Source organism: Delftia sp. (assembly GCF_059499305.1).
In genome coordinates this window covers 248882-268369 of the sequence record NZ_JCABYI010000022.1, presented here as the reverse complement: position 1 = coordinate 268369, position 19488 = coordinate 248882, and the positions used below count along the sequence as shown (strand labels likewise).

20 protein-coding genes are annotated in these 19488 nt (G+C 68.6%); 5 read left to right on the top strand and 15 right to left on the bottom strand.

From position 1 onward, the window contains the following. Positions 1-3: 3 nt before the first annotated feature. Positions 4-816: an AraC family transcriptional regulator gene (locus AC5I49_RS13815; protein WP_016447389.1), complete on the bottom strand. Its 813-nt coding sequence runs from the start codon at positions 814-816 to the stop codon at positions 4-6. 31 nt (positions 817-847) lie between these two features. Continuing rightward, positions 848-1231, bottom strand: coding sequence for a hypothetical protein (locus AC5I49_RS13810; RefSeq protein WP_016447388.1), 384 nt, complete (start codon positions 1229-1231; stop codon positions 848-850). Positions 1232-1455: 224 nt separating this feature from the next. Between AC5I49_RS13810 and soxR the strand changes: the two genes are divergently transcribed. The 4 genes from soxR (at position 1456) to AC5I49_RS13790 (ending at position 3251) form a co-directional block, all read left to right on the top strand. Then, complete coding sequence (soxR, locus tag AC5I49_RS13805; RefSeq protein WP_012202096.1) at positions 1456-1959, top strand: redox-sensitive transcriptional activator SoxR; 504 nt, start codon at positions 1456-1458, stop codon at positions 1957-1959. Positions 1960-1978: 19 nt separating this feature from the next. Further along, positions 1979-2176 carry a hypothetical protein gene (locus AC5I49_RS13800; protein WP_495789511.1) on the top strand — a complete coding sequence of 66 codons (198 nt, stop codon included), beginning with the start codon at positions 1979-1981 and terminating at the stop codon, positions 2174-2176. Positions 2177-2370: 194 nt separating this feature from the next. Then, positions 2371-2874 (top strand): type VI secretion system amidase effector protein Tae4, encoded by a 504-nt coding sequence (locus AC5I49_RS13795; RefSeq protein WP_212645551.1) that lies wholly within the window; start codon positions 2371-2373, stop codon positions 2872-2874. Beyond that, complete coding sequence (locus tag AC5I49_RS13790) at positions 2871-3251, top strand: T6SS amidase immunity protein Tai4 family protein (protein ID WP_047473661.1); 381 nt, start codon at positions 2871-2873, stop codon at positions 3249-3251. Before AC5I49_RS13795 ends, AC5I49_RS13790 begins: the two co-directional genes overlap by 4 nt. Before the next feature lie 91 nt (positions 3252-3342). Here the strand turns inward: AC5I49_RS13790 and hutG are convergent, their stop codons facing one another. From hutG to AC5I49_RS13725, 13 genes are all read right to left on the bottom strand, one after another. Next, the gene (hutG, locus tag AC5I49_RS13785) at positions 3343-4200 is read right to left on the bottom strand and encodes an N-formylglutamate deformylase (protein ID WP_495789510.1); all 858 of its coding nucleotides are present in this window, start codon (positions 4198-4200) and stop codon (positions 3343-3345) included. A gap of 14 nt (positions 4201-4214) precedes the next feature. After that, complete coding sequence (locus AC5I49_RS13780) at positions 4215-5615, bottom strand: formimidoylglutamate deiminase (protein WP_047217591.1); 1401 nt, start codon at positions 5613-5615, stop codon at positions 4215-4217. After that, positions 5612-6757: a histidinol-phosphate transaminase gene (locus tag AC5I49_RS13775; protein WP_473042092.1), complete on the bottom strand. Its 1146-nt coding sequence runs from the start codon at positions 6755-6757 to the stop codon at positions 5612-5614. Before AC5I49_RS13775 ends, AC5I49_RS13780 begins: the two co-directional genes overlap by 4 nt. Next, entirely contained in the window at positions 6754-8142 is a 1389-nt protein-coding gene (locus AC5I49_RS13770) for an FAD-binding oxidoreductase (protein ID WP_017407628.1), read from the bottom strand. The genes AC5I49_RS13775 and AC5I49_RS13770 overlap by 4 nt, the downstream gene beginning before the upstream one ends. Positions 8143-8152: 10 nt before the next feature. Next, a complete protein-coding gene (gene hutI / locus AC5I49_RS13765) occupies positions 8153-9448 on the bottom strand; it encodes an imidazolonepropionase (protein WP_047217589.1) in 1296 nt (431 codons plus the stop codon). Between the two features lie 29 nt (positions 9449-9477). Beyond that, positions 9478-10038, bottom strand: coding sequence for a HutD/Ves family protein (locus tag AC5I49_RS13760; RefSeq protein ID WP_016452222.1), 561 nt, complete (start codon positions 10036-10038; stop codon positions 9478-9480). A gap of 23 nt (positions 10039-10061) precedes the next feature. Then, entirely contained in the window at positions 10062-11795 is a 1734-nt protein-coding gene (hutU, locus tag AC5I49_RS13755; RefSeq protein ID WP_016447381.1) for a urocanate hydratase, read from the bottom strand. Positions 11796-11834: 39 nt separating this feature from the next. Then, complete coding sequence (hutH, locus tag AC5I49_RS13750; RefSeq protein WP_046240484.1) at positions 11835-13406, bottom strand: histidine ammonia-lyase; 1572 nt, start codon at positions 13404-13406, stop codon at positions 11835-11837. Positions 13407-13519: 113 nt separating this feature from the next. Then, the gene (gene hutC / locus AC5I49_RS13745; RefSeq protein ID WP_026062963.1) at positions 13520-14290 is read right to left on the bottom strand and encodes a histidine utilization transcriptional repressor HutC; all 771 of its coding nucleotides are present in this window, start codon (positions 14288-14290) and stop codon (positions 13520-13522) included. Between the two features lie 26 nt (positions 14291-14316). Further along, positions 14317-15096, bottom strand: coding sequence for an ABC transporter ATP-binding protein (locus AC5I49_RS13740; protein ID WP_012202086.1), 780 nt, complete (start codon positions 15094-15096; stop codon positions 14317-14319). Next, positions 15096-15980 carry an ABC transporter permease gene (locus AC5I49_RS13735; RefSeq protein ID WP_016447378.1) on the bottom strand — a complete coding sequence of 295 codons (885 nt, stop codon included), beginning with the start codon at positions 15978-15980 and terminating at the stop codon, positions 15096-15098. The genes AC5I49_RS13740 and AC5I49_RS13735 overlap by 1 nt, the downstream gene beginning before the upstream one ends. An 18-nt stretch (positions 15981-15998) precedes the next feature. After that, positions 15999-16973 (bottom strand): ABC transporter substrate-binding protein, encoded by a 975-nt coding sequence (locus AC5I49_RS13730; RefSeq protein WP_013800043.1) that lies wholly within the window; start codon positions 16971-16973, stop codon positions 15999-16001. Positions 16974-17245: 272 nt separating this feature from the next. After that, positions 17246-18136, bottom strand: a complete 891-nt coding sequence (locus tag AC5I49_RS13725) for a LysR substrate-binding domain-containing protein (protein WP_046240486.1) — start codon at positions 18134-18136, stop codon at positions 17246-17248. A gap of 94 nt (positions 18137-18230) precedes the next feature. On the opposite strand from AC5I49_RS13725, the gene AC5I49_RS13720 reads away from it, so the two are divergent. Further along, positions 18231-19487, top strand: a complete 1257-nt coding sequence (locus tag AC5I49_RS13720; protein WP_343740359.1) for a CaiB/BaiF CoA transferase family protein — start codon at positions 18231-18233, stop codon at positions 19485-19487. Position 19488 lies beyond the last annotated feature (1 nt).

Below are 19488 nucleotides of genomic sequence, written 5' to 3'. Positions count from 1 at the left end.
CGATCAGCGCACCGCGCTGCGCAGTGCCAGAAAGCGGCGCGGCGAGGTGCCCACGGCCTTGCGGAACATGGTCACGAAGGCCGGTGCGCTTTCGTATCCCAGGGCATCGGCCACGGTCTGGATGCGCAGCCCCTGGGACAGCTGCTGCAGCGCGGTGAGCACATGCAGCTGGCGGCGCCACTGGTTGACGGTGAGGCCGGTCTCGGCCAGGAACAGCCGCGTCATGCTGCGCTCGCTCATGCCGATGCGCTGGGCCCAGTCGGCCAGCCGCGCCTGCAGCTGGGGCTGCTCGCACAGGGCGCCGGTCATGCGACGCAGGCGGCGGTCGCGCGGCAGGGGCAGGTGCAGGCCCTCGGGCTGCGCGTTCTGGATTTCATCGAGCAGGACCTGCATGAGCCGGCCATCGCCGCTGTCGGGCTCGTAGTCCTGCGGCAGGCCCTGCACGCGCTCCAGCAGGGCATGCAGAAAGGGCGAGACGGCCAGCGCATGGCAGGGGCCGGGCGCGGGGCGCGCCGCGCCGGATTCCACAAAGACGATATGGCCGCTGGCCGCACCGCTGCAGCTGACGCGGTGCAGCGTGCCGCCCGGAATCCAGGCGGCGCTGCGCGGCGGCACCACGCAGACTCCGGCCTCGGTCTCCAGCGTGATCAGGCCCGCATTGGTGACCATGAGCTGGCTCTTGCGGTGGGCATGGAAGTCCATTGCCCAGTCACCCGGGCCCGAGCGCATCGGCAGGACGATCACGGGACGGTCCACATGGTCGGGATCCCACCTCTCGGGCAGGACTTTGAGCAGGGCGGAATCCACGGCATTCATGGTGTTTCTCTCAGTTCATGTCAATCGGTCATCAATCGGACCCGAGCAGCTCCCGTGCACGCTGCTGCGCCTCCTCGGGGGAGGCCACCAGCAGCATGGGATAGCCCCAGGCCTTGCCGAACATCTGTGCGAAGGCCTCGGCCTCGGCGCGCTTGTGCGCATCGGGCTCGGCGTGGACAAGGGCGCGCACCAGGCTTTTGAGCTCGGGGCGGCGGGCCTTCATCCACAGCACGACCTGCTTGCGCTCCTCGGGCGAGCGCTCCTCCTGGGACATGTCGCCGTCGCTGAAGAAGACAAAGGCCTGGCCGCGGGCCAGCAGGGCCGAGAAATCCTCCAGCAAGCGGTCCACGGGCACGGCCTTGTCGCGCTCGTAGCCCATGCGGACCAGGGGAAAGCTGCTGCTGTCGATGTACATGGAAACCTCCGGCCGATGCCATTCAATACAAATGAGACCCATTACTCTATGAATGAACGTCAGCTGCGTCATTGCAGCACTCGGCCAAAGAATTTCGCAGTCCGGCCAGGACGCCTGCAGGGGCGGTACAAGCCCCGGTTGCCCTGTTCCTGCGCTTTCGCTCAGAATGGCCGCATTCTTCGAGTTCAAGTGAACTTGAAGTCAAGCCACGAAGGAAAGCCACCATGAAAACCGAGGATGATCCGCTGCTCAGCATCGGCGACGTGGCGCAGCGCAGCGGGGTCAAGGCCTCGGCGCTGCGCTTTTACGAGTCGCTGAACCTGATCGAGTCCGTGCGCAGCGCCAGCGGCCACCGGCGCTACCACCGCTCGTCGCTGCGGCGCATCGCCTTCGTGGTGTTCGCCCAGCGCATAGGCTTCACGCTGGAGGAGATCGCCGAGCAGCTGGCCAAGCTACCCAGCCGCCATGTCCCCACGGGCGGGGACTGGCAGAAGATGTCGCGGGTCTGGAAGCAGCGGCTGGACGACCGCATAGGCGAGCTGCAGCGGCTCAGCGAGAGCCTGGACCAGTGCATTGGCTGCGGCTGCCTGTCGCTGCGCCACTGCGTGCTGCACAACCCCGGCGACCTGTGCGCACAGAACGGCCCCGGGCCGCGCCGCTGGCTGGGCGACCCGCCGCCCGTGGCCATGGGCGGGCCCTGCCCGGGCCACTGCCACGACGAAGGCTGATCAGGACACGCGCCGTGTCGTGACGAAGTCCAGCGGCAAGCGCTGGTGGCAGCCCGCCACCCCGACCGCGCCCGTGCTGGAGAAGACCGGCCAGCGGCGGCGGCCATTCCGTCATACAGATCCATGCCTGCATTCAGAAAACAAAATTAAGCAGCCACATGGAACTTCAAATTCATTTACTTACATTTATAAGATTATTCTGAAGAACTCCTCATGATCGATTGATCTCAATCTTGTCTATGATCCCTTCCATCGAAAAGACCAGGTAGGTCGCCCATCGAAGGCAGTTCATAAAATGGAATGCCGATTCAGTACAGTGCAAACCATTTAATCGAGGATTGACGGTTGAGGCGAGGCGCGAAGCAGCAACGTATCAATGGTTTTTCAGCGGCTCTAAGAAAAGAAATCTTTATGGCTACCAAACGTCCGGCCTTCAGCCAAGCATGGCATGCCTTCATGGCAGTGCGCATTCCCGTTAAAGAGGTCGGCCGAAAGATCGGCGGCATGGTTCAAAAGAACACCGAGCTCGACCCAAAGCTTGGAGGCTTTGAGAATGCCTGTCCGATCCGGATGAGCTATGTGCTCAACATGACGGGATTTCCAATTCCGAAGGGCAGCACCTACAAAACCGTGAGTGGGGCTGACGGTAGACAGTACATGTACAGAGTGGCAGAAATGATGGCGTATTTGGAAAAGACTTTTGGCAAGGCTGAAAAAACCGTGCGTTCGCCGAAGACGACCGACTTTACTGGCATGAAGGGAATCATCGTCGTCAAGGGCCACGGATGGGGCAATGCTATCGGCCATGTGACCCTATGGAACGGCACGGAATGCTCTGACACTTGTCACTTGATGTCGGACCCTGACAACGGCACGTTCGTGCCCGACATTGCATCCATTTGGGTATTGCCATGAAGCCCTCAGTCCTGCTATGGGTCTTGGCTGGTATCGCTTGCGCAACGGTGCAGGCGCAGACGCTCCCGCAAACAAGCAAGTACAGCCAGAAGACCCTTCTGAAGAATTGGGCGCTCAGCATTTGCCTGGCGCAAGTGGCTCAGGACGAGCGCACTGCCAGGGACGCCGGGTCCACCGCCGGAGCCTACCTGGAATTTGGTCAACAAGACTTGGCCGTGTATGACGACCTCCGGGCTCTGGTTGCCAAGTATGTTGCCCTGAAATACGGCGGTTCAGTGCCCTCGGAATTCAACACAATGAAGTGCATTGACCTGTTTCACAGCAAGGAGCTAGACCGGATCACATCCAAGGCAGTGAAGACTGTAAGGGTCAGGTAGGCCGGGACACAGAAAGGGCCAGCCGGTCAACGCTGCAAGGCAAAACGCCCAAGCAGACGATGAATATCTGCGGCCCCGGCGCGGCGCCGTGTCAGGTCGGCTTGCGCACGAAGTCCAGTACCGCCTGCAGCATGCGCTGCAGCGTGGGCTGGATCTGTTCGGCGCGCTCGGGCAGGTAGTCGAAGGGCAGGGCTTCCTGCATGTAGCTGCACTGCGTCATCTCCAGCTGCACGGCGTGGATGCCGGCCTCGGGCTGGCCGTAGTGGCGCGTGATGTAGCCGCCCGTGAAGCGGCCGTTGAGTATGGCGGTGTGGCCCGGCGCGGTCTGCGCAATGGCCAGCAGATGCTCGGCCAGTTCCAGCGCGCAGCTCGTGCCCTTGCCGGTGCCCAGGTTCAGGTCGGGCAGCTTGCCTTCGAAGAAACGCGGCAGCACCGAGCGGATGGAGTGCGCGTCCCACAGCGCCACGGTGCCGTGCACGGCCTTGAGGCGGTCCAGCTCGGCGCGCAGCTGTGCGTGGTACGGGCCCCAGATGGCCTCGCGGCGCGCGGCGATTTCGGCGTCCGTGGGCACATCGGCCGGGTCGGCGTACAGCGGCGTGTCGTCGAAGGTGTCCACGGGGCACAGGCCGGTGACGCTCTGGCCCGGGTAGAGGCTGGCGCCATCGGGCGGACGGTTCAGGTCCACCACATAGCGCGAATGCGTGGCCACGAGGATGGAGGCGCCCATGGCCCTGGCGAACTCGTACAGGCGCGGCAGGTGCCAGTCGGTGTCGGGCACGTGGCGGGCTTCCTCGGTCAGGCGCGCGGCGATGTCGGGCGGCACATGGGTGCCCGCATGCGGCATGGAGATCAGCAGCGGCGCCGTGCCCTGGTGGAAGATGAAGGGAGGGGGAGCGGTATCGGTCATGGCGTGATTCTGGAACGTTTCTGGCGGGTTTCGCGGGCCCATGGCATGCGGGGGCCTCAGGATTGCAGGGTGGCCGCGCGGGCCGCGACAAAGCCGCGGGCTGCCGCCTCGTGCAGCGCATGCCGTCCGGCCTGCACGCGGCGCTCGCCGCCCACCCACAGGCTGTGCAGCGCGCTGCTGCGGTGGCTGCCGAAGACATGGGCCGAGACCATGGCCTGCACCGGCAGGCCGGCCAGTGCCACATGGCCTGCATCCAGCGCCAGGAAGTCGGCCTGCTGGCCCACGGCCAGCCCGGCCACGGGGCGGCCTGCGGCCTGGGCACCGCCCTGCACGGCAGCGGTCCACAGCGCGGTGCCCACCTGCGGGTCGGGGCCGGCCAGCACATTGCGCTGGCGCAGCGACAGGCGCTGGCTGTATTCGAGCATCAGCAGTTCCTCGGCCGCGTTGACGCAGGCATGGCTGTCCGAGCCCACGCCCCAGGCGCCGCCATGGCCCAGCCATTGCGGCATGTCGAAGATGCCATCGCCCAGGTTGGCCTCGGTGGTGGGGCAGATGCCGGCCACGGCGCCGCTGCGCGCGGCGCCCGCGTATTCACCGGGCGTCATGTGGGTGGCGTGGACCAGGCACCAGCGCGCGTCCACGGGGGCATGCTCCAGCAGCCATTGCACGGGGCGCTGGCCGCTCCAGGCCAGGCAGTCGTCCACCTCCTGGGTCTGCTCGGCAATGTGGATGTGGAGGGGCGCGCGCGCGTCCAGCGCCGTCAGGCCCTCCACGGCCACGCGCAGGCTGTCGGGCGGCACGGCGCGCAGCGAGTGGGGCGCCAGGCCCAGGGCCGCGCCTTGTGCGCGCGCCTCGGGCAGCAGGCGCTGCAGCAGGGCCAGCATGTTGTCGGTGCTGCGGATGAAGCGCGCCTGGTCGGCGCGCGGCGGCTTGCCGCCGAAGCCGCTGGTCTGGTAGAGCACGGGCAGCAGGGTGATGCCCATGCCGGCCTTGCGCGCGGCGCGCAGCAGGGCCAGGGACAGCGTGGCGTCGTCGGCATAAGGCCGGCCATCCCGGTCGTGGTGCACGTAGTGGAATTCGCAGACCGAGGTGTAGCCGGCCTCCAGCATCTCCACGTACAGCCAGGTGGCGATGGCCTCCAGCGACTCGGGCGTGATGCGCGCGGCAAAGCGGTACATTAGGTCGCGCCAGCTCCAGAAGCTGTCCTGGGCCTCGGCGCGGTATTCGGTCAGGCCCGCAAAGGCGCGCTGGAAGGCATGCGAGTGCAGGTTGGGCATGCCGGGCAGCACGGGGCCGGGCGCGCGCGGCGCGCTGCCGGGCGGGGCGTCGGCCTGTACGGCCAGCAGGCGCCCTGCGCCATCCCAGCGCAGCAGCACATTGCGCGCCCAGCCCGTGGGCAGCAGCGCATGCTCGGCGAACAGCGTGCGGCTGTCGGGTGTCGGGTCGATGCCGCTCATTGCCCGGCCTCCAGGATCTCGGCCAGCGCGCGCACGAAGCGTTCGTTGTCGGCCTCCGTGCCCACGGAGACGCGGATGAAGTGCTCGAAGCCCGGCTCCTTCCAGGGCTTGACGATCAGGCCCCGGGCCAGCAGCGCCTCGTTCACGGGGCCGTTGGGGCGGCCGATGTCGATGAACAGGAAGTTGGCGGCCGAAGGCGCTATCCGAAGTGCGGGCAGTGCAGGCAGGGCGGCCAGCCGCTGCGCCAGCACATCGCGCAGGCGCACGGTCTCGGCCACGCCGCGCTGCATGAAGTCCTCGTCGCCCCAGGCCGCCAGCGCCGCCGCCTGGGCGGCCTGGTTGACGTTGAAGGGCGTGCGCACGCGGTCCAGCAGTTGCACCAGGGCCGCGTCGCTGGCCAGGCCGTAGCCCACGCGCAGGCCCGCCAGGCCCCAGGCCTTGGAGAAGGTGCGCAGCACGATCCAGGGCATGGCGCGGCCGCGCAGCAGGGCCAGCACGTCGGGGTAGCCGTCGGCGTGCAGGGCGTACTCGTAGTAGGCCTCGTCCACCACCAGCAGGGTCTGCGGCGGCGTGGCGTCCAGCAGGCGCGCGAAATCGCGGGCGCTGAACATGCAGCCCACGGGATTGGAGGGATTGGCCAGCATGGCGATCTTGGGACCGCGCGCCAGCGCCTGGCACCAGGCATCGACGTCGAAGTCCAGCGCGGGCGTCAGCTCCAGCAGCTCGACGCGGGCGCCCATCATGCGCGGGTAGATCTCGTGCAGGCCGAAGGCCGGGCGCTGGGTGAGCACGCGGTCGCCGGGCGAGAGAAACGCCTGGCACAGCATCTGCAGGATGTCCTCGGAGCCGTTGCCCACGGCAATGGCCTCGGCCGGCACGCCGGTGCGCGCGGCGATGGCCGCGCGCAGCGCCGTGCATTGCGCATCGGGATAGGTGCCCACGTGCAGGGCCAGGTCGGCCAGGGCGCGGGCCACGGCGGGGCTGGCGCCAAAGGGGTTCTCGTTGCTCGCCAGCCGCGCGATCTCGGTGACGCCGTAGCGCGCCCGCACGGCCTCGGAGGACAGGCCTGCGTTGTAGGGCGGCAGCGGCGGCACTTCGGGGCGTGCCAGGGTGTGGATCGCGTGGAGGGCGGGAGCGTTCATAGGTCGAATACCTTGCCGGGGTTGAACAGATGCAGGGGGTCCAGCGCCTGCTTGATGGCGCGCATGACGGCCAGTTCGGCCGGGGTGCGGCTGGCGCCGAGATAGGGCTTCTTGTGCAGGCCGATGCCGTGCTCGGCCGAGACGCTGCCGCCGAACTCGCCGACCAGGTGGTACAGCGCGGCCTCGACGCCTTCGCAGTCGCCGTTGGCGGTGGCACCGTCCACCGAGACATGCAGGTTGCCGTCGCCCACATGGCCGAAGAACAGCGTGTGGTGGCCGGGCCAGCGCGCGTCGAACGCGGCGCGGCAGGCATCGGCAAAGCGGCCGATGTCGGCCTGGGGCAGGCTGACGTCGAAGTTGACGGGCGGATGCATGTTCGTGTTGAGCTCGGCCGGCGCCTCGCGCAGCTTCCACAGCTGGCGCGCCTGGGCCACGGACTGGGCGATGACGGCATCGGCCACCTCGCCGGCCTCCATGGCCTCGCCCAGGGCCTCTTCCACGTCGGCGCGCAGCGTGGCCTCGTCCTTGCCGTCCACATCGATCAGGGCCAGCAGCGCATGCGCCTGGCCAAAGGGCGGCTGCAGCTTCTGCCAGCGGATGGAGGCCTGGATGAAGCTGTCCCACATCAGCTCGAAGGCCGCCACGCCGTTGCCAAAGCGCGATTGCATGCGCGCGAGCACGGACAGCGCCGCATCGAAGTCCGGCACGGCCACCAGGGCCGTGGCGCGGGCCTGGGGCGCGGGGCGCAGGCGCAGCAGCACGCGCGTGACGATGCCCAGCGTGCCCTCCGAGCCGATGAAGAACTGCTTGAGGTCGTAGCCCGTGTTGTTCTTGAGCATGGGGCGCAGCATGGGCAGCACCGTGCCGTCGGCCAGCACCACCTCCAGGCCCAGCACCTGCTCGCGCATCATGCCGTGCTGCAGCACGCCGTTGCCGCCCGCATTGGTGGCCACGTTGCCGCCGATCTGGCAGCTGCCGCGCGCGCCCAGGTCCACGCCGAAGACCATGCCTGCGGCCACGGCCGCCTCCTGCACGGCCTGCAGCGTGGCGCCGGCCTGCACGGTCATCAGCGCGGTGCGCGCGTTCACGTCCTCGATGGCATTCATGCGCTCCATGGAGACGGCCACCGCACCCGGCACGGGCACGGCCGCACCGGCCAGGCCCGTGAGCCCGCCCTGGGGCACGACAGGCACGCGGTGGGCCGTGCACAGGCGCATGAGCGCGCTGACCTCGTCGGTGCTGCGCGGGCGCACCAGGGCCAGCGGGCGCTGGGGCGGCGTGCCGCTCCAGTCGGTGTGGTAGCGCGCGGGCACATCGTCGCCGCGCTGCGCCACTTCGGCGCCCAGGGTGGAAATCAATTCATCGAGAAACAGTGCATGGGGCATGAGCAGGCTTTCAGTGGCTCCCCTGCCCGCGGGTCCGCACGATGCGGCCCTGGCGCACGATGGTGCAGTCAGGCTTGCTGCCGAACCAGTAGGCCAGCTCGGCCGCATGGCGCACGGGCCAGAGCACGAAGTGGGCGGGACGGCCGGCCGCGATCAGGCCATGCTCGTCCTGCAGGCCCAGGGCGCGCGCGGCATGGCGGGTGATGCCCGCCAGGGCCTCGGGCACGGTGAGCCGGAACAGGGTGCAGGCCATGTTGGCCATGAGCAAAAGGCTCAGGCAGGGGGAGGTGCCCGGATTGTGATCGGTAGAGACGGCCATGGGAACGCCCGCGGCGCGCAGGCCCGCGATGGGCGGCATGTGGGTGTCACGCAGCGTGTAGTAGGCGCCGGGCAGCAGCACGGCCACGGAACCCGCGCCGCGCATGGCGGCGATACCTGCTTCCGACAGGTGCTCGATGTGGTCGCAGGACAGCGCGCCATAGCGGGCCGCGAGGGCCGCCCCCTCCATGTTCGACAGCTGCTCGGCATGCAGCTTGACGGGCAGGCCCAGGCGGCGTGCGGCCTGGAAGACCTGCTCGGTCTCGGCCAGCGAGAAGGCGATGCGCTCGCAGAACACATCGACCGCATCGACCAGGCCCTCGGCCGCCAGCGCGGGCAGCATGGTGCCGGCGACGAGGTCGATGTAGTCCTGGCTGCGCCCTGCGTACTCGGGCGGCAGCGCATGCGCGCCCAGGAAGGTGGTGCGCACGGTCACGCCCAGGGCCTGGCCCAGGCGCCGGGCCACGCGCAGCTGCTTGCGCTCGTGCTCCAGCGCCAGGCCGTAGCCCGACTTGATCTCGATGGCGCAGACGCCCTCGTCCAGCAGCTGCTGCAGGCGCGGCAGGGCCTGGGCGAACAGCTCGTCCTCGCTGGCCTCGCGCGTGGCACGCACGCTGGAGACGATGCCGCCGCCGGCGCGTGCCACTTCCTCGTAGCTGGCGCCGTCCAGGCGCATGGCGAATTCGTTGGCGCGCTCGCCGCCATAGACCAGGTGGGTGTGGCAATCGACCAGGCCCGGCGTGGCCAGCATGCCCTGGCCGTCATGGCGCGGCAGGGACGCATATGCGGGCGGCAGGGCCTGCTGCGGCCCCACCCAGGCCACGCGGCCCTGCTGCACCACGATGCAGGCATCCTCGCCATCACCCACGGCCTGGCCGGCCTCGAACATGTCAGGCGCCAGGCGCAGGTTCTGCCAGCAGCCGTCGGCCGAGGAGGATGGAGCGAGTGCGGAAGCGGATGCAGAAGCGGGTGCGTGGGGCTCGGTCATGGAGGTGATTCCTTGGATGTCGTGGGTCGTCAGCAGGCTTGCAGCAGCACCTGCACCAGCCGCGCGTCGTCGGTCTGCGGCACCAGCTGCTGCGGGTCGGGCTGCTGCGCGCTCCACCACAGGCCCTGGCCGGGGATGAGCGCAGCGCCATCCGCCTGCCAGTCGCCCTGCAGCACCATGCACAGGCCGGCGTCGGCGCGGCCGGCGTCGGCAGCGCTGTCCAGCACCTGGACCTGCGCCCGCCACCGGCCGCGCCGCGCCATCACGTTGAAGTCGGTGGAAGTGCCGCCCAGCAGCGAGCAGCCCAGCGCCACATCGCCGGAGAAGGCAAACGGCTGCCAGCGCGCGTCCAGCACATGGTCGATGCCTTCGCCGCGCAGGTGCACGCCGTCGCCATCGAGCAGCATGATCTGCCGGTCCACGCCCGCAAAGGCCGAGAACGGGCCGGGCTGGTCAATGGTGGCCACGCTGATGCGCCAGCCAAAGGCCTCCATGCCGGCCCCGGGCGGCCAGCAGGCGATCTCGCGCGTGCTGCCGCCCCCGTTCTTCCAGGGGCTGGCGGCGATCTGGTTCAGGTCGAAACGCTGCATGGCCGTGGTGTCCTGCAAGCGGCTCACTTGACCATGGGCAGGTTCAGCTGATGGCGCTTGGCGGCCGCCACGGCAATGTCGTAGCCCGCATCCGCATGGCGCATCACGCCGGTGGCCGGATCGTTCCAGAGCACGCGGCCCAGGCGGGCGGCGGCCTCGTCCGTGCCATCGGCCACGATGACCACGCCCGCATGCTGGGAGTAGCCCATGCCCACGCCGCCGCCGTGGTGCAGGCTGACCCAGGTGGCGCCGCCTGCAGTGTTGAGCAGGGCGTTGAGCAGCGGCCAGTCGCTGACGGCGTCCGTGCCGTCCTTCATGGATTCGGTCTCGCGGTTGGGGCTGGCCACCGAGCCGCAGTCCAGGTGGTCGCGGCCGATCACGATGGGGGCCTTGAGTTCGCCGTTCTTCACCATCTCGTTGAAGGCCAGGGCCGCCTTGTGGCGCTCGCCCAGTCCCAGCCAGCAGATGCGCGCGGGCAGGCCCTGGAAGCTGATGCGCTCGCGCGCCATGTCCAGCCAGCGGTGGGTGTGCTTGTTGTCGGGGAACAGTTCCTTGATCTTGGCGTCGGTCTTGTAGATGTCCTCGGGGTCGCCGGACAGGGCCACCCAGCGGAACGGGCCCTTGCCCTCGCAAAACAGCGGCCGGATGTAGGCGGGCACGAAGCCGGGGAAGTCGAAGGCGTTCTTCACGCCCTGGTCCAGGGCCACCTGGCGGATGTTGTTGCCGTAGTCCACCGTGGGAATACCCATGGCCTGGAAGTCCAGCATGGCCTGCACGTGCTGGGCGCAGCCCTGGGCGGCGGCGGCCTTGAGCTGGGCATGGCGCGACGGGTCGGCCGCGGCGGCACGCCACTCGTCCACGGTCCAGCCCACGGGCAGGTAGCCGTTGATCAGGTCATGGGCGGAGGTTTGGTCGGTCACGATGTCGGGGCGGGCGCCGCCGGCCTTTGCGCGGCGCACCAGCTCGGGCAGGATTTCGGCGGCATTGCCCAGCAGGCCGATGGAGATGGCCTCGCCCGCAGCCGTGTGCTGGGCGATGAGCTCCAGCGCGTGGTCGATGTCGCGCGCCTGCTTGTCCAGGTAGCGTGTGCGCAGGCGGAAGTCGATGCTGCTTTGCTGGCATTCGATGGCCAGCACGCAGGCGCCGGCCAGCACGCCGGCCAGCGGCTGGGCACCGCCCATGCCGCCCAGGCCCGCCGTGAGGATCCACTTGCCCGTGAGGTCGTTGTTGTAGTGCTGGCGACCGGCCTCGACGAAGGTCTCGAACGTGCCCTGCACGATGCCCTGGGCACCGATGTAGATCCAGCTGCCGGCCGTCATCTGGCCGTACATGAACAGGCCCTTCTGGTCGAGCTCGTTGAAGTGCTCCCAATTCGCCCACTGGGGAACGAGGTTGGAGTTGGCCAGCAGCACGCGCGGTGCGTTCTCGTGCGTCTTGAACACGCCCACGGGCTTACCCGACTGGATCAGCAGCGACTCGTCGGCCTCCAGCTTTTTCAGCGACTCCAGGATCTGGTCATAGCACTCCCAGTTGCGCGCCGCGCGGCCGATGCCGCCGTAGACCACCAGGGCCTTGGGGTTCTCGGCCACGTCGGGGTCCAGGTTGTTCTGCAGCATGCGGTAGGCGGCCTCGGCCAGCCAGTTCTTGCAGTGCAGTTCGCTGCCGCGCGGGGCGCGGATGACGCGGCTGGCGTCATAGCGGGGATTGGTGGCAGCCGTGGCAGCGTTGGCGTTGAGGATGGCGTCGTTGGCGTTCATGGCGATCTCCTGGGTGCGTAGGGTGAGCGGTTGCGGGGTTCAGGCAGCCTGGTGGCTGGGCAGGTGGCGGACGATGGCCTGGGGCCAGTCCGTGGCAAGCGCCCACTGGCGCATGGTTTCGATGTCGGGTGCCAGGTAGCGGTCACGGTCCAGGTGCGGAACCTGGCTGCGGATCAGCGCGTACTGCGCCTCGATCAGTTCGGAGCTGCTCAGGCTGCGGTCGAAGTCCATGCCCTGGGCGGCGGCCATGGCTTCCACGCCCACGATGACGGCGGTGTTGCGCGCCATCTCGCCCAGGCGCCGCGCGCCGTAGGTGGCCATGGAGACATGGTCTTCCTGGTTGGCCGAGGTGGGCAGGCTGGTGACGCTGCTGGGATGAGCCAGGCACTGGTTCTCGGCAGCCAGGGCGGCGGCCGTGACCTGGGCGATCATGAAGCCCGAGTTCACGCCGCTGTCGGCAATCAGGAAGGCCGGCAGGCCCGACAGGCCGGTGTCCAGCAGCAGGGCCATGCGGCGCTCGGAGATGGCGCCGATCTCGGCCAGGGCCAGGGCGATGATGTCGGCCGCGAAGGCCACGGGCTCGGCATGGAAGTTGCCGCCCGAGATCACGTCGCCGTTGTCGAAGACCAGCGGGTTGTCCGAGGCGGCGTTGGCCTCGATCACCAGCACGCGGGCCGCATGGCTGAGGTTGTCCAGGCAGGCGCCCATGACCTGGGGCACGCAGCGGATGGAGTACGGGTCCTGCACGCGGCCGCAGTGGGGGTGGGAGGTGTCGATAGCGCTGCCGTCCAGCAGCTCGCGCACGGCGGCGGCCACGGCGATCTGGCCAAGCTGGCCGCGCGCCTCGTGGATGCGGGCGTCGAACGGCTTGACCGAGCCCTTGATGGCCTCCAGCGTCAGGCAGCCCGCCACCAGGCCGGCCGCGAACACGCTCTCGCCCTGGAACAGGCCCACCAGGGCCAGGGCCGTGGACACCTGGGTGCCGTTGAGCAGGGCCAGCCCTTCCTTGGGGCCGAGCACGAAGGGCTCCAGGCCCACGTGGCGCATGGCCTCGGCGCCGGACACCACCTGTCCGTCGATCTTGGCCTGGCCTTCGCCGATCAGCACGCAGGCCAGGTGCGACAGCGGCGCCAGGTCGCCGGAGGCGCCCACCGAGCCCTTGGCGGGGATCACGGGCAGCACGTCGGCGTTGGCCAGGGCCAGCAGCGCGTCCACCAGCTCGGGGCGCACGCCCGAGTGGCCGCGCGCCAGGCTCACGGCCTTGGTGGCCAGCACCAGGCGCACCACGGCGTCGGGCAGCGGCTCGCCCGTGCCCACGCTGTGCGACAGCACCAGGTTGCGCTGCAGTTCGGCCAGGCGGTCATGGGCGATCTTGGTGGAGGCCAGCTTGCCGAAGCCGGTGTTGATGCCATAGACGACCTGGTCCTCATCCACGATGTGCTGCACATGGGCCTGGGCGGCGCGCATGCGCTCGTAGGCGGGCGCCGCCATGGACAGGCGCACGCCGCCCTGCTGTATGGCCCGCAGCTGGGCCAGGGTGACTTGGCCGGGCTGCAGCGTCAGCGCGGTGCCGGGACGGGAGGTGAGGCCGGGAGTCGTGATGGTGTTCATGGTGATGCCCTGTCGGTGTCTGGGAGGATGTGCCAGGATGGATGTCTATGCCTGTCTATACAATATCAATCGAAGCGGAACAGCGCAAGAGCGGGAACCCCGCCTTTCCGGCCTCAGCCGTCGTGCGATCCGCCGTCGGTGCGAAAGCGGCTGCCCAGCCGGTAGCGCATGCCCGGATGCACGCAGTGCACCCAGGTCACGGGCGTGCCCAGGTACCAGGTGCGGCGCGTCAGCGTCAGGCAGGGCTGGTCGGTCTCCATCTGCAGCCAGCGTGCCTGCTCGGGCGTGGGCAGCATGGCGTCCACCACATGCTCGATCTGGTCGAAGGGCACGTTGCGCACCAGGTACACCGAAGGCTGGATCAGCGAGAAGTCCTGCTCCATGAAGTCCGGCGCCATGCGCGGGTTCACATGGCGGTCTTCCAGCTGCACGGGCACGTCGTTCTCGAAATGCACGCCCTGCAGGTGGAACACCGAGCTGCCGGCGGACAGCTGCAGCGAAGCCGCCGCCTCGGGCGAGGCCGACTCGCGGCGCACGCTGATCAGCTCGAAGCGGTGGTCATGGCCGCGCTGGCGGATTTCCTCGGCGATGTTGGCGATGCGCAGCAGCGTGGACTGCGGCTTTTCCTCGGCCACGAACGAGCCCACGCCCGCCACCCGCACGATCACGCCCTGCTCGGCCAGCTCGCGCAGCGCGCGGTTGGCCGTCATGCGGGCCACGCCGAACTCCTGCACCAGCTCCTGCTCGGACGGCACGCGCTCGCCGGCCGACAGCGAGCCATCGGCGATCTTGCGCATCACATGGTCCTTGACCTGCTGGTACAGGGCCATGGGCACCTCCGCCGTCGTTGCGGAAAGACGAGAAGCCGTGGAGCGGGAAGACATGGTGTGGGCAGTGGTCATGAAAAGCGTCAGTGTGCAGCAGCAGCCAGCGACTCTGCGCGAATCTCTTCGGTCAGCCGGGCTTTCAGCTCCATGAACTCGGGCGATGTCTTGACCGTGTAGTGGCGCGGATGCGGCAGGTTCACGGGAATGTCGGCCTTGATGCGGCCCGGCCGCGCGCTGAACACGGCCACGCGGTTGGCCATGAAGATGGCCTCGTCGATGTCGTGGGTGACGAACATCACGGTCTTGCGCTCGGCCTCCCAGATTCCCAGCAGCAGCTCCTGCATGAGCACGCGGGTCTGGTTGTCGAGTGCGCCGAAGGGCTCGTCCATGAGCAGGATCTTGGGATCGTTGGCCAGCGCGCGCGCAATGGCCGTGCGCTGCTGCATGCCGCCCGACAGCTGCTTGGGAAAGTGGTTCTCGAAGCCGCGCAGCCCCACCTTGGCGATGAAGTAGTCGCTGCGCTCCTTTTGCAGCGCCTCGCTCACGCCCTTCTCGCGCAGGCCGAAGCGGATGTTCTGGGCCACCGTCAGCCACGGGAACAGCGTGTAGCTCTGGAACACCATGCCGCGGTCGGCGCCCGGCCCGTCCACGGCGCGGCCGTCCAGCAGCACCTGGCCCGTGGTCGGGAAATCCAGCCCCGCCGCAATGCGCAGCATGGTGGACTTGCCGCAGCCCGAAGGGCCGAGGATGGTGACGAAGTCGTTCTCGCGGACCTCGAAATCCACAGGCAGCAAGGCCTGCGTGCTCGTGCCCTTGTGGCTGGTGAAGGTGCGCGAAACACCTTGAATGGACAGCAGATTCATCACAGGGTGCTCCACTCGAACATGCGACGGTTCAGCGATTTGAAGATGAAATCGGACACCAGGCCGATGAGGCCGATCACGATGATGCCGAAGATGATCTGGCCCGTGTTCAGCAGCGCCTGGCTGTCGGTGATCATGTGGCCGATGCCCGAGGACGAGCCGATCAGCTCGGCCACGATCACATAGGTCCAGGCCCAGCCCAGCACCAGGCGCAGCGTCTCGGCAATGCCGGGCGCGGCGCCCGGGATCAGCACGCGGCGCACCACGCCGGTGTTGGAGGCGCCTAGCGTGTAGGCGGCCTCCACCAGGTCCTTGCGTGCGCCGCCCACGGTCACGGCCACCATCAGCGTGATCTGGAACACCGAGCCGATGAAGATGACCAGCAGCTTCTGCGTCTCGCCCACGCCGGCCCACAGGATCAGCAGCGGGATGAAGGCCGAGGCCGGCAGGTAGCGGCAGAACGAGACAAAGGGCTCGAAGAAGGCCTCGACCGGCTTCCAGGCGCCCATGGCAATGCCCAGGGGCACGGCCACGACCGAGGCCAGGATGAAGCCGCCCATCACGCGCCAGACCGTCATGCCGATGTCGTGCAGGAAGCCGTACTCGGTGAACAGCAGCACGCCCTCGCGCGCCATGGTCATGGGGCTGGCCAGGAAGGTCGGGGAGACGAAGCCGCCCAGCGTCACAGCCGCCCAGACGAGAAAGAACAGCACGAAGAAGGCCACACCCAGCACCCACTTGGCCGTGGGGCTGACGGGCTCCAGCGGCGCCATGCGGCGGCGGCGGACGGGGGCTGGCGCCGCGGCGGGCGCGGGAGCGTGCGGTGTGGCGTGGGTCATGGGCTTGTTAGCCGGCTGGACTGCGGAAGTGGATGCGGCTTGCATGGTCATCCCCTGGCGGGCTTACTGGATGAAGCTGGCGTCGTACATCACGCCATAGTTCTCGGGGATGGAGCGGATGATGCCGGCCTCCTTGAGGATCACGGCCGACTCCTTCATGAAGGGCACCAGCTCGTTGGCGAAGAATTTCTGGTTGGCTTCCTTGTCGGACCACTTGAGGTAGGAGGCCGACTTGCCGAACTGCTCGCCGCTTTGCTTGACGGCCGTGCCCATGATCTCGAAGGACTTGGTCTTGTCGGCCTCGATCATGGCCACCGCATCGAAATACGACTGGGCCAGGGCCTTGGCGGCGGCGGCGTTGGCCTTGAGCCACTTGGGATCGCAGCCCACGGTGTCCATGACCATGGGGTAGTCGATGGTGGTGGCCAGGATCTTGCCCGCCGCCGGGTTGGCGCGGATGGTGGACAGGTAGGGCTCGTAGCTCATGGCCGCATCGTTCTGGCCGGCCACGAAGGCCTGGGCCGCGGGCTGGGGCTCCAGCGAGACGGTCTTCACATCCTTCATGGTCATGCCGTTCTTGTGCAGCATCCAGGCCAGGCCGAAGTACGGCGCCGTGCCCGGCGCGCTCACGGCCACGGTCTTGCCCTTGAGGTCGGCAAAGCCCTTGACGTCATTGCGCACGGCGATGCCGTCGGCGCCATAGGACTTGTCCATCTGGAAGATCTGCACGATGGGCACGCCGTTGGTGTTCCAGGCCACATGCGTCTCGATGGTGGTGGCCGCGCACTGGATGGCGCCCGAGGCCAGGGCCAGGTGGCGGTCCTTCTGCGGAATCATCTTCAGGTCCACCGCCAGGCCGTTCTTCTTGAAGATGCCGGCCTTGTCGGCCAGGGTCAGCGGCGCGAAGCCGGTCCAGCCCGACATGCCCAGGGTGATCTTGGTCTCCTGCGCGGCAGCGGGCTGCAGTGCGGCGGCAAGGCAGAGGGCGGCGGCCAGCGGCCCCAGGGGCAGGCGGCGGAACGTGGGGATCGAACTCATGTGGCACTCCTCGGTCGGGAAAGCAAGTTGGCAATGGCAGTTTCGGGGTCCGCGGGCAGACCGGTGCGGAAGCCCGAAGTGTGTTTTTGCCGACCAAACATGTATATACAGGATTACCCGGCAAACCTGGCAAGGGCGGAAACCTGCATCCATCTGCGGTCAACACAGAGAGCGAGAGCAAGCACCGTGCCAACCCATCTTGTCCATACAAGCTGGGGAAAGTCCCTGGTCGCGATTCACCACCGTGGTGCAGGCCACCGCATGGCGCGCCGCTACGGTGCAATCACAGCCCGCGCCACCTTCAAAAAAGGTGCAATCAGCGGCGAGGCATTGCCCGCCGGCACGGCCAGCACCACGGGCTGGGGGGCCACGCGGCCCCGGATGCGGCGGCAGGCCAGGCGCTGGCCATCGTGGGCGCGGTCCACCACCGGTCGCGTGGTCAGCACGCTCAGGCCGTGGCCATTGGCCACCATGGAACGCAGCATCTCGATGGAGGCGAACTCATGGGCCACCAGCGGCGTCACGCCGGCCTCGCGGAACAGCGACAGGAAATACTCGCGGCTGTGCGGCAGGTTGATCAGCACCAGCGGGTGGGCCGCCACTTCGGCCAGGCTCACGCTGGTCCTGGCCGCCAGCGCATGGCGATGCGGCAGCAGCACATAGGGCGGCAACGCCGCCACGGGCAGCAGCTCCATGCGGGGACGCGCCAGGCCCGTGTTGTACTGCAGGGCCGCATCGAGCTCGCCGCGCTCCACCTGCTGCGTGAGCGAGGCGATATCGCCCTCCACCAGCTCCAGTGCAATGCCGGGATGGCGGCGCTGCATCTGCGCCAGCAGCGCCGGCACCCAGCGCGCGCCCAGCGTGCTCAGAAAGCCCAGGCGCAGCACGCCCGCCACCGCCGCCGTGCGCGGCCCCTGCAGGCTGCGTGCGCCGTCCAGCAGCGCCTGGGCATCGCGGCTGCGCACCGCGCCGGCCGCCGTGAGATCCAGCCCCCTGGCATGGCGGCGCACGAACAGCGCCTCGCCCCACTGCGCCTCCAGGTCGGCAATCGCCTTGGAGATGGACGGCTGGGACACGCCGATGGCTTCTGCCGCGCGCGCCGCACTGCCATGGCGTGCAGCGGCCACGAAGTACTCAAGCTGCCGGAGGCTGATATGGATCATCTTTTTGAATGCATTGCATCAGGATTGAATATTTTCCATTGATTCAATTGCGGGCCAGCATGCAGCCATCCACCACCTGTCCATGGCTGCATCAATGACCGAATCCGCCTCGCCCCCCGCCCCTGCCAGTACCGCCCGCCCGCTGGACGGCGTGCGCATCCTCGACTTCACGCGCGTGCTGGCCGGGCCGCTGTCCACGGCCCTGCTGGCCGACCTGGGCGCCGAGGTCGTCAAGATCGAGCCGCCGCAGGGCGACGACTACCGCGCCATCGGCCCCATGAACAACGGCGAAAGCGCGCTGTTCACGGTGATGAACCGCAACAAGCAAAGCCTGGTGCTGGACCTCAAGCACCCCGAGGCCGTGGCCCTGGTCCGCGAGATGGCGGCCCAGGCCGACGTGGTGGTGGAGAACTTCCGGCCCGGCGTGGCCGAGCGCCTGGGCATAGGCGCAAGCCAGTTGCGGGCACTCAATCCGCGCCTGGTCTACGTCAGCGTCTCGGGCTTCGGCCAGACCGGGCCGCTGGCCCACCGGCCGGCCTACGACATCATCGTGCAGGCCATGAGCGGCCTCATGGAGGCCACGGGCGAGCCCGATGGCGCGCCCACCGTCGTGGGCGAGGCCGTCAGCGACGTGGTGGCCGGCCTGTTCGCCTCCTGGGCCACGCTGGCCGCGCTGCTGCAGGCCCGCGCCACCGGGCAGGGCCAGCAGGTGGACGTGGCCATGTTCGACACCACGCTGAGTTTTCTGGCCACCTCGGTGGCGCGCTACCTGTTCACGGGCCGGCCCGCGCGCCGCGTGGGCAACCGCCATCCGCTGTCGGCCCCCTTCGGCGTGTACCGCGCAGGCGATGGCCACTTCGCGCTGGCCGTGCTCAACAACAAGCTGTTCGCTGCCGCCCTGCAGGCCATGGAGCTGGGCAGCCTGGCCGGCGACCCGCGCTTTGCCAGCGACGAATCACGCTCGGCCCACGAACCCGCGCTGCGCGAGGCCATCGAGGCCTGGGCCGGCCGGCATGAAGTGGCGCAGGTGGTGGCCGCGCTGGATGCGGCCGGCGTGCCCGCCGCCCCCATCTGGAACATTGCCCAGGCGCTGGAGTCGCCCCAAAGCCAGGCGCGCGGCCTGCTCGGCGCGGTGCACGACGAGCGCCTGCCCGGCCTGCGCCTGCCCACCCAGCCCGTGCATTTCAGCGGCGCCGCACCCAACCGCGCCGAGCGCGCACCGGCCCTGGGCGAGCACACCGAGGCCCTGCTCTCGCAGTGGCTGGGCCGGGGCGCCGAAGCCATTGCCGCGCTGCGCGCATCCGGTGCCCTGGGCACCGCAGGCGCAGCCCCCTCTTCCCCATCACATTGAG

Excerpts from the sequence above, each read along its gene's own strand:
- AC5I49_RS13730 (WP_013800043.1), bottom strand. The coding sequence starts at position 16,973 with ATGAGTTCGATCCCCACGTTCCGCCGCCTGCCCCTGGGGCCGCTGGCC.
- AC5I49_RS13740 (WP_012202086.1), bottom strand. The coding sequence starts at position 15,096 with ATGAATCTGCTGTCCATTCAAGGTGTTTCGCGCACCTTCACCAGCCAC.
- AC5I49_RS13760 (WP_016452222.1), bottom strand. The coding sequence starts at position 10,038 with ATGCAGCGTTTCGACCTGAACCAGATCGCCGCCAGCCCCTGGAAGAAC.
- hutG (WP_495789510.1), bottom strand. The coding sequence starts at position 4,200 with ATGGGCCCGCGAAACCCGCCAGAAACGTTCCAGAATCACGCCATGACC.
- AC5I49_RS13815 (WP_016447389.1), bottom strand. The coding sequence starts at position 816 with ATGAATGCCGTGGATTCCGCCCTGCTCAAAGTCCTGCCCGAGAGGTGG.
- hutI (WP_047217589.1), bottom strand. The coding sequence starts at position 9,448 with ATGACCGAGCCCCACGCACCCGCTTCTGCATCCGCTTCCGCACTCGCT.
- AC5I49_RS13775 (WP_473042092.1), bottom strand. The coding sequence starts at position 6,757 with ATGAACGCTCCCGCCCTCCACGCGATCCACACCCTGGCACGCCCCGAA.
- hutH (WP_046240484.1), bottom strand. The coding sequence starts at position 13,406 with ATGAACACCATCACGACTCCCGGCCTCACCTCCCGTCCCGGCACCGCG.
- AC5I49_RS13810 (WP_016447388.1), bottom strand. The coding sequence starts at position 1,231 with ATGTACATCGACAGCAGCAGCTTTCCCCTGGTCCGCATGGGCTACGAG.
- hutC (WP_026062963.1), bottom strand. The coding sequence starts at position 14,290 with ATGTCTTCCCGCTCCACGGCTTCTCGTCTTTCCGCAACGACGGCGGAG.
- AC5I49_RS13770 (WP_017407628.1), bottom strand. The coding sequence starts at position 8,142 with ATGCCCCATGCACTGTTTCTCGATGAATTGATTTCCACCCTGGGCGCC.
- soxR (WP_012202096.1), top strand. The coding sequence starts at position 1,456 with ATGAAAACCGAGGATGATCCGCTGCTCAGCATCGGCGACGTGGCGCAG.
- AC5I49_RS13725 (WP_046240486.1), bottom strand. The coding sequence starts at position 18,136 with ATGATCCATATCAGCCTCCGGCAGCTTGAGTACTTCGTGGCCGCTGCA.
- AC5I49_RS13790 (WP_047473661.1), top strand. The coding sequence starts at position 2,871 with ATGAAGCCCTCAGTCCTGCTATGGGTCTTGGCTGGTATCGCTTGCGCA.
- AC5I49_RS13720 (WP_343740359.1), top strand. The coding sequence starts at position 18,231 with ATGACCGAATCCGCCTCGCCCCCCGCCCCTGCCAGTACCGCCCGCCCG.
- hutU (WP_016447381.1), bottom strand. The coding sequence starts at position 11,795 with ATGAACGCCAACGACGCCATCCTCAACGCCAACGCTGCCACGGCTGCC.
- AC5I49_RS13735 (WP_016447378.1), bottom strand. The coding sequence starts at position 15,980 with ATGCAAGCCGCATCCACTTCCGCAGTCCAGCCGGCTAACAAGCCCATG.
- AC5I49_RS13780 (WP_047217591.1), bottom strand. The coding sequence starts at position 5,615 with ATGAGCGGCATCGACCCGACACCCGACAGCCGCACGCTGTTCGCCGAG.
- AC5I49_RS13795 (WP_212645551.1), top strand. The coding sequence starts at position 2,371 with ATGGCTACCAAACGTCCGGCCTTCAGCCAAGCATGGCATGCCTTCATG.